The organism is Janthinobacterium sp. CG_23.3 (genome assembly GCF_046115965.1).
Classification (GTDB): domain Bacteria; phylum Pseudomonadota; class Gammaproteobacteria; order Burkholderiales; family Burkholderiaceae_D; genus Janthinobacterium.
Genome location: NZ_JBJXIB010000192.1, coordinates 1 through 6,772, shown reverse-complemented (window position 1 = coordinate 6,772; position 6,772 = coordinate 1). Strand labels below are relative to the sequence as shown.

General features: G+C 73.2%; 7 protein-coding genes and 1 pseudogene. 2 read left to right on the top strand and 6 right to left on the bottom strand.

Going from position 1 to position 6,772, the window contains the following annotated elements:
- The 6 genes and pseudogenes from ACFDR9_RS26350 to ACFDR9_RS26325 all read right to left on the bottom strand — a co-directional run.
- A pseudogene (locus ACFDR9_RS26350) lies at positions 1–614 on the bottom strand (hypothetical protein); the annotation flags it as partial.
- Positions 611–1,630 (bottom strand): 8-amino-7-oxononanoate synthase, encoded by a 1,020-nt coding sequence (locus ACFDR9_RS26345; protein WP_409032893.1) that lies wholly within the window; start codon positions 1,628–1,630, stop codon positions 611–613. The gene ACFDR9_RS26345 and the pseudogene ACFDR9_RS26350, both read right to left, overlap by 4 nt.
- 11 nt (positions 1,631–1,641) lie before the next feature.
- Positions 1,642–3,789 (bottom strand): 8-amino-7-oxononanoate synthase, encoded by a 2,148-nt coding sequence (locus ACFDR9_RS26340; protein ID WP_409032892.1) that lies wholly within the window; start codon positions 3,787–3,789, stop codon positions 1,642–1,644.
- A 37-nt stretch (positions 3,790–3,826) separates the two neighbouring features.
- The gene (locus tag ACFDR9_RS26335) at positions 3,827–5,134 is read right to left on the bottom strand and encodes a hypothetical protein (RefSeq protein ID WP_409032891.1); all 1,308 of its coding nucleotides are present in this window, start codon (positions 5,132–5,134) and stop codon (positions 3,827–3,829) included.
- A gap of 5 nt (positions 5,135–5,139) precedes the next feature.
- A complete protein-coding gene (locus tag ACFDR9_RS26330) occupies positions 5,140–5,925 on the bottom strand; it encodes a hypothetical protein (RefSeq protein WP_409032890.1) in 786 nt (261 codons plus the stop codon).
- A gap of 56 nt (positions 5,926–5,981) precedes the next feature.
- Entirely contained in the window at positions 5,982–6,251 is a 270-nt protein-coding gene (locus tag ACFDR9_RS26325) for a hypothetical protein (RefSeq protein ID WP_409032889.1), read from the bottom strand.
- A gap of 65 nt (positions 6,252–6,316) precedes the next feature.
- Here ACFDR9_RS26325 and ACFDR9_RS26320 point away from each other — a divergent pair, with 65 nt between their 5' ends.
- Together ACFDR9_RS26320 and ACFDR9_RS26315 are read left to right on the top strand one after the other, a co-directional pair.
- A complete protein-coding gene (locus tag ACFDR9_RS26320; RefSeq protein WP_409032888.1) occupies positions 6,317–6,502 on the top strand; it encodes a hypothetical protein in 186 nt (61 codons plus the stop codon).
- 57 nt (positions 6,503–6,559) lie between these two features.
- The coding region (locus ACFDR9_RS26315; RefSeq protein WP_409032887.1) for a hypothetical protein at positions 6,560–6,772 on the top strand (213 nt) is incomplete at its 3' end.

Below are 6,772 nucleotides of genomic sequence, written 5' to 3'. Positions count from 1 at the left end.
GGGTTGCCCACCTCGTCCCCCACCACACGTAGGAGAACTCCGCCGACGCGTAGTGCGGGTGCCCCCCCACCCTCCCCCCCCCCCCCCCCGCCCACCCCCCCCCACCCCCCCCCCCCCCCCCCCCCCCCCCCCCCCCCCCCCTCCCCTCCCCCCACCCCCCCCCCCCCCCCCCCCCCCCCCGGGGCGATGCTCGGCGGCGCCTCGCCCTGCTCGTCGGGCGCGTCAGCGTCGCCGCTGTCGGCGTCGTCCGCTTGCGGCTGCGGTTCGGGATACGGAAACGGCTCCGGATAGGCTTGCGGATACGCTGCCACCGGCACCGCGTACGGCCAGCCGGCGCCGTAGTAGGGGCCGAAGCCGGGCCGGGGCCGGCGTGGCCAGCCATGGCGCTGCGGTTGCAGCGGTGGCGGCGACTTCGAACGCGCCAGCGGCTGCGGGCGCGACTTCGGCCGCGACCGCGGCATGGCGCGCGGGCCGCGCCAAGCGCGTTCGAACCGCGTCTCGCCCTCCATTTCGCCGTCCATTTGCCATTCCCACTGCGTTTCGCATTCCGCTTCGCACTCCGTTTGCAGCCCGCTTTCAGCCGCGAAGGGCAAGGTTTCGAATTGCTCGTTCATGTCGCCTCCAGTAGATGATATTGAAGCGCCGCCACGGCGCCGTCGATGTCGGCCGGCGTGTGGTCGGCCCGCAGCAGGAAGGTCAGCGCGCCGCTGCCCAGCACGCTGTCGACGCCGCTGCGGCGCAGCCCGGCGTGCAGCGCGGCGGCGTCGACGGCGCGCTCGAGCGGCACGCTCTGCACCGGAAACGCGCCGCCGCGGCTGGCCACGCCAAGCCGCGCCAGCGCGCCGCGCCACTGCGCCACGCGCTGGCGCAGCAACGCGCGCAGCGCGTCGCCGCACTGCCGGTTCAGCCGCAGCGCGCGCGCGCCGGCGCGGATCGCCGCCGTCGACGGCGGGCTGGTGTGCACGCGCGTGCCGCTGTGCGCCTCGAAGCGCCGCAGCAGCGCCGCGCTGCCGGCCAGCACCGCCAGCGGCGCGCCGAAGCCCTTCGCCAGCGAGGCGCCGACGAGCACGCCGGGGCCGGCCAGCCGGTGCAGCGGCACCGAGCCGCCGCCGCCCGGGCCGAGCAGGCCCAGTACCTGGGTGTCGTCGAGCACCAGGTAGCCGCCGCCTGCGCTGGCGATGGCGGCGTACTGCGCCAGCGGCGGCGCCCGCTCGGCGCCGGGGCAATAGCCGTCGGCCAGGATCAGCGGCCGCCGGCCGGCGTCGCGCCAGCGCCGCGCCAAGCGCCCGGCCGCCGGCGCGTCGCCGCGCCCGAACAGCTGCATCGGCAGGCCCAGCGCGGCGGCGCGCTCGGCGCCCCAGCGCGCGATCGGGTAGGCGCCGGCGTCGACCAGCAGCGCCAGCCGCTCCTGCGCCAGCAGGCCGAACAAATCCCAGAACAGGTGCAGCGTCGACGGCAGCAGGCTCGCCGCCTGGCAACCCTGCAGCGCCGCCAGCCCGGCCGCCAGCGCCACGCCGCCGGGCGGCTCTTGCAGCGCGGCCGGCTTGCCCAGCGTGAGCGCGTCCCAGTCGCCCAGCGCGGCGCCGGGATGGCGCAGCCCCAGGTACAACGCGCTGGTGAAGTCGGCCACGCGGCGCCGCCCTACAGGCTGCGGACCTGTTGCGCCAGGCGCTGGCGCAACAGCACCGACGGCAGCGTCGCCTCGATGCTCGGGTCGACCGCGTCGACCGACAGGTCGACCCCGGTGGCGGCGCGGTAGCCGTGGATGTAGCCCTGCACCTGCGGGCGCCAGAAGCGCGCCCAGTTGAACGCCTGGGTCGGCTCGTAGATGTCGCTCCAGTTGCCATAGCGCACGGACAGCAGCAACTGCTCGCCGAACATCGCCAGGCTGCGGAAGTGCATCACGCTGGTGTCGGTCCAGCCTTGCAGTTTTTTCATCGCGTCGACCCGGTCCATCCACGGCTCCGGGTAGGCCACCATGACGCGGGTGGGCAGGAATTCGCGGAACTCGGGCCGCGCCAGCAGCCACTGCTGCATCAGCATTTCGATGCGCGCCGTCGACGGCAGGTCGCCGAACTGGTTGTGCGCCCCCTGCGACAGGATCAGGTGCACCTCCTTGAGGGCGTTCAGCACCGGGAAGGCGTCGGCCTTGACGGTGGTGTCGTCGTCCTGCCGGTAGAACGAGGTGAGCAGGCGCAGCAGGTGGTGGAAGGCTTCCAGGAACTTCGAGCGGCTGTCGGCCGGGCGGAAGTTGCGCACCGCCTTGCCGTCCAGGCGCACGCCGTAGTGGTGGTCGTACTCGTAGTTGCGGCGCACCACGGTGAGGCGGTGCTGCTCGTCCTGGGTGTAGCCCCACAACAGGTTGTTGAGCGGGCGCAGCATGTCGATCTCGGTGTTCGCCAGCGGGTCGTTCGACGGGCCGGGCGCGCGCAGGTTCTGGAAGCGCTGGGTGATGGCGTTCATGGTTTGCACCAGCATGCCCTCCTCGTGCCAGTACGACCAGATCAGCTCGAGCAGGCAGGGGTTGGCCAGCTTTTCCTGGATGATGCCGAAGCACAGGTCGACCTCGCCCTCCTGGCCGCGCGGGATGCTGATGGGAATGTCGGGCAGCTTGCGGCGGATCACCGCCAGGTAGGGCAAGGTCTTGACGCCGCCGTCGATGCTCTCGAGGTAGTCGTTGCGCAGCACCGTTTCCAGGTCGCGCCCGGGGGGGATGTCGCGCCGGTCGAGGTAGGCGTTGTCCTCGGCCGGATTGAACGCCAGCGGCTGGTTCAGCACGCCGCAGTTGACCATCACGAAGGCCTCGGTGGCCACCTTTAAGACGCGGTAGGCGTCCGAGTCGGTGAACGGCAGCACGCGCCGCTGCTTGAGCTGCTGGAACGCCTCGACCTTCTTGCCGAAGCGCTCCAGCTCGAAGCCGCGCAGGTTGGTGCCGGCCTGGTCGGGGCAAAACAGGCTGTCCATGAAATGCAGGTAGTTGGTAAACGACATCGCCTCGGTGCTGTTGCGGATCAAGGTCCACAGCGGCAAATCCTCGGTCGGCTCGGTCTCGGTGCGCGTCAGCGAGACGCCCAGGTTGCCCGAGATCGGCTGCGGCACGCGCTCCTCGGCCTCGAAGTCGGCGCCCACCGCCAGCAGCGCGCGCGGACCGGTGCCGTCCGGGCCGTCCGGCAGGCCGGCCAGGCCGGCGATCAGCTCGGGCCGGCGCGCCAGCATCAGCTGGGCGGCGAACAGGTGGCGCCCGGGCCGCCGCACGGCGCTGCCGAAGGTGCGCTCCTCGCCGTGCACCGGCTTCCACGGCGCCGCCGCGACCAGTTCGACCAGGTCGCGCCCGTCGACGCTCTGGTCGCCGGTGAAACCGATGGTGGCGAAGACCCGGTCGCTGACGCGGCCGGTGCGGCAGTGGCTGGGCTGGCAGTCGGCCGTCTCGAAGCGCAGCGTCACCTTCGGCTCGATTTCCGGCTCGAAGCACACCAGCGCGCTGCAACCGGCGCGCACCTCGGCGCACTGGGCGTCGGTGCGCGGGAAGTTCTCGTACACCAGCACGTAGTTGCCCGGCGTCAGATTGGGAAACTCGGCGTTGCCGCTGCTGTCGGTCCAGTGGATGCCCAGCCGTTCGCCCGCCGCCGGCGCCCAGGCCGCCGCGTCGAACGTGCGGTAGTCCTGCAGCCCGCAGCCGTACAGGCTGACGGCGGCGTTGACGATGGCCGCCCCGCTGGCGCTCTCCTGCACGCACACCTGCACCGCGCCGGGCCGGATTTTCTTTGCCCCCGTGTTCTTGCTGCTCATGTCAATCTCCTCAATGGAAAGTCATACGGTGTTCAAGCTAGAAGGCGCGGCGCCGGCGCCCGGCCGTGGCGCTGCAGATCAGCGAGATGTCGAGCGCGCTGCGCAGCGCCCAGTGGGTCAGCAGGCGCGCCAGCAGCGTGCCCTCGTCTTCCGGGTTAAGCTGGCCGCCGGCGCGGGCCTGGCCCAGCACCGCGAACACCAGCGACGGCGCGGCGCGGTACATCTGTTGCGGCGCCCGGTTCCAGGCGTGGAACAGGCGTTCGAGCCGGGCCGGCTGGCGCGCGCGCACCCCCATCACCTCGACCAGCGAGGCGCCGCGCAGCGCCGGCGGGCGGTGGTTGGTCAGCACCCCGACCAGCGCCGGCATGCTCGCCTGCAATTGCGCCAGCAACGCCAGTTGCCCCGGCTCCAGTCCCTGCGGCGGGTAGAACGCCAGCCACATGCGCTCGATGCGGTCCCATTGCGGGTGCGGATACAGCGCCCGCCCCATCGCGCAGCTCAGGCGCACGCGCACCCACGGCGCCGGGTGCGGGTCGTCCTCGTTGAGGCGGAAGACGAACACGCGCGGCAGGCTGACCACGCCGATCAGGCCCAGCGTGGCCACCACGCCGACCCGCGCCAGCGACCAGAAGTCGGCGACGATTTCGCTGATCCAGCGCTCCCACAGGCGCCACGGGCGCGCCTGCCCGGGGCCGCCGCGCGCCAGCGCCTGTAGCACCGGGCGCAGCGAATTGACCAGGTCGAGCAGGGCCGCGCCCTGGTGCCCGACCTCGTGGATCAGCGAGGAGGCGATGGCGCCGCCGATCATGCGCTCGCGTGGCACGCGGATGATGGCGACCGGGTTGTCGCCGCCGCCCGGCAGGCGGGTGCGGGCGCGGCGGATCGCCGCGCCGGGGCCGCGGTCGAGGTAGCAGATCACCGGCGGCGCCTGGAAGTAGCCGCCCGGCAGCGCCAGCGCGTCGGCCGAGACCACGTCCAGGCCGGCCAGCCAGACCCCGTTCTCGCTCTCGCTGCGCTGGGTGATGACATCGTTGAACAGATCGAACTGGGTCAGCGTGGCGTTGAACTTCAGGCGCAGGAAGGTGAAGCGCCGCTGCGCCTCGGCCGCCGTGGCGCTGCGCGCCTGCGGCCCGCCCAGCCACAGCAGGAAGGCCGTCACCAGCGCCTGCAATTCGCGCCGCCCCAGCACCAGATGGCGCTCGATGGCCGACTGGGCGTCCGGCTGCAGCGCGGCGGCCGCCACGGTCGGCTCGATCAGCGCGAACGGGCGCACCAGCGCCAGCCGGGCGCGCAGCGCGCGCGCCTCTTGCGCCAGCATCCACGAGGCGTAGGAGCCGATGGCCATGGCCGTCAAGCGCCGTACAGGACGATTTTATGGCCCTGGCGGACCCAGCGCCCGCTATTGCCGCGCGCGCCGACGCCGCCGTAGGCGGAGGCGCCGACCTGGCTGCGCCCGGCCATGGCGCCGCCCTGCCCGGCCATCTGCCCGGCCATCTGGCCGCCCATCTGGCCGCCCAGCCCCTGCCCGCCCGCCTGGGCGCCGGCCATCTGGCCGCCGATCTTGCCCAGCAAGCCGGGCGCGAACTGGCGCGCCGCCGCCGCCGCGGCCGACTGCGCCACCGCGCGCGGGTCGCCGCCGCGCGCCGAGGCGGCCCGGTTGACGGTGTCGGCGGCCAGCCGCACGAACTGGCGCGCGCCCTCGTATTCGCGGTCCTCGCCGGACATCTCGGCCTCCAGCCCGAGCGCGCCGCTGGCCGCCGAGGCCAGGCCGCTACCGATCTTGGCGCCCAGCGGACCGCCGAAAAAGCCGCCGACGGCGGTGCCGGCGAGCGGCAGCGCCTTCTTCGCCACGCCCTTGAGCACGCCGCCGATGGCCTGGCCGACCGGCGACTTGATGACGTTGCCGGCGAACGAGGCGGCCTTGCGCAGGAAGTTGCCGAGGAATTGGTCAAGCTCGGCCTCGTTGCTGACCGACAGCAACTCGTTGGCCATCTCCATCTCCTCCGATTCCGAAAACATGCCCTGCTGGCCGCTTTCGCCGCTCCACTCGCCCTGGCCGAACTCGAACTGCTGCTCGGCTTCGTAGCCGCCCATCTCCTGGCCGTATTCCAGCGTCGTACGATCGATGTCATGCATGATGAACTCCCCTTGTAGGTGAACCAAACAATGCCGGGGCGGACCGCCCGCCCCGGTCAACCATTCAGGACAATGATGCGATTGCCCTGCCGCTGCCAGCGCCCGCTGCGCGCCGGCGTGTCGGCGGCGCTGCGCAGCAGGCCGGGCGCGTGGCGCCTGGCCGAGCGCGTCAGCGCCGCCTGAACCTGGACCCGCGGATCGGCGTTGCCGGCGCCGGCCGCCCCGGCCCCCTTGGCGACGGCGTCGGCGGCGTCGGCGGCGAAGCGCACGAACAGCCGCGCCACGTCGAATTCCTTGTCTTCCGGGCTGAGCCCCTCCAGTTCCATGCCGAAGATGCGCGCGGCGCGCGCCTTCAGGTCGCCGCGCCGCCACCAGCGCGCCGCCCAGCGGCGTGTTCAGCAGCCCGGCGCCGCCGACCCGCGCCACCAGCGCCCCCAGGAAGGCGTCCAGTTCGGCGCCGCCGGCCACCTCCAGCAAGGCGGCGCCGAAGGCCATTTCGGTGTCCTCGTCGCCTTTCGGCAGGCGCGTCGGCGCCGGCGCCGCGGCGGCGGCGGCGATTTCAAGGTCGGGAATATAGTCCAGCAAACGACGCTCCATGTGCGGCTCCGCTCGGAAAATGGGGGCAGGCGGCGCGTTGCCGCGCATTGCTGCCGATAGCACTCGGTATTGCAAGCGCCGTGCCAGCGGCCGCCGCGGGCGCGCCGCGCCCGGCCCGGCCAGCGCCGGCGAAGCGCGCTTCGGATTGGCCGCGGCGGGGGGGGGGGGGGGGGGGGGGGGGGGGGGGGGGGGGGGGGGGGGGGGGGGGGGGGGGGAGGAGGGGGGGGGAGGTGCTTATCTGGTTTGTTCG

Coding starts and splice junctions, on each gene's coding strand:
- ACFDR9_RS26340 (WP_409032892.1), bottom strand. CDS start 3,789: ATGAGCAGCAAGAACACGGGGGCAAAGAAAATCCGGCCCGGCGCGGTG.
- ACFDR9_RS26330 (WP_409032890.1), bottom strand. CDS start 5,925: ATGCATGACATCGATCGTACGACGCTGGAATACGGCCAGGAGATGGGC.
- ACFDR9_RS26335 (WP_409032891.1), bottom strand. CDS start 5,134: ATGGCCATCGGCTCCTACGCCTCGTGGATGCTGGCGCAAGAGGCGCGC.
- ACFDR9_RS26325 (WP_409032889.1), bottom strand. CDS start 6,251: ATGGAACTGGAGGGGCTCAGCCCGGAAGACAAGGAATTCGACGTGGCG.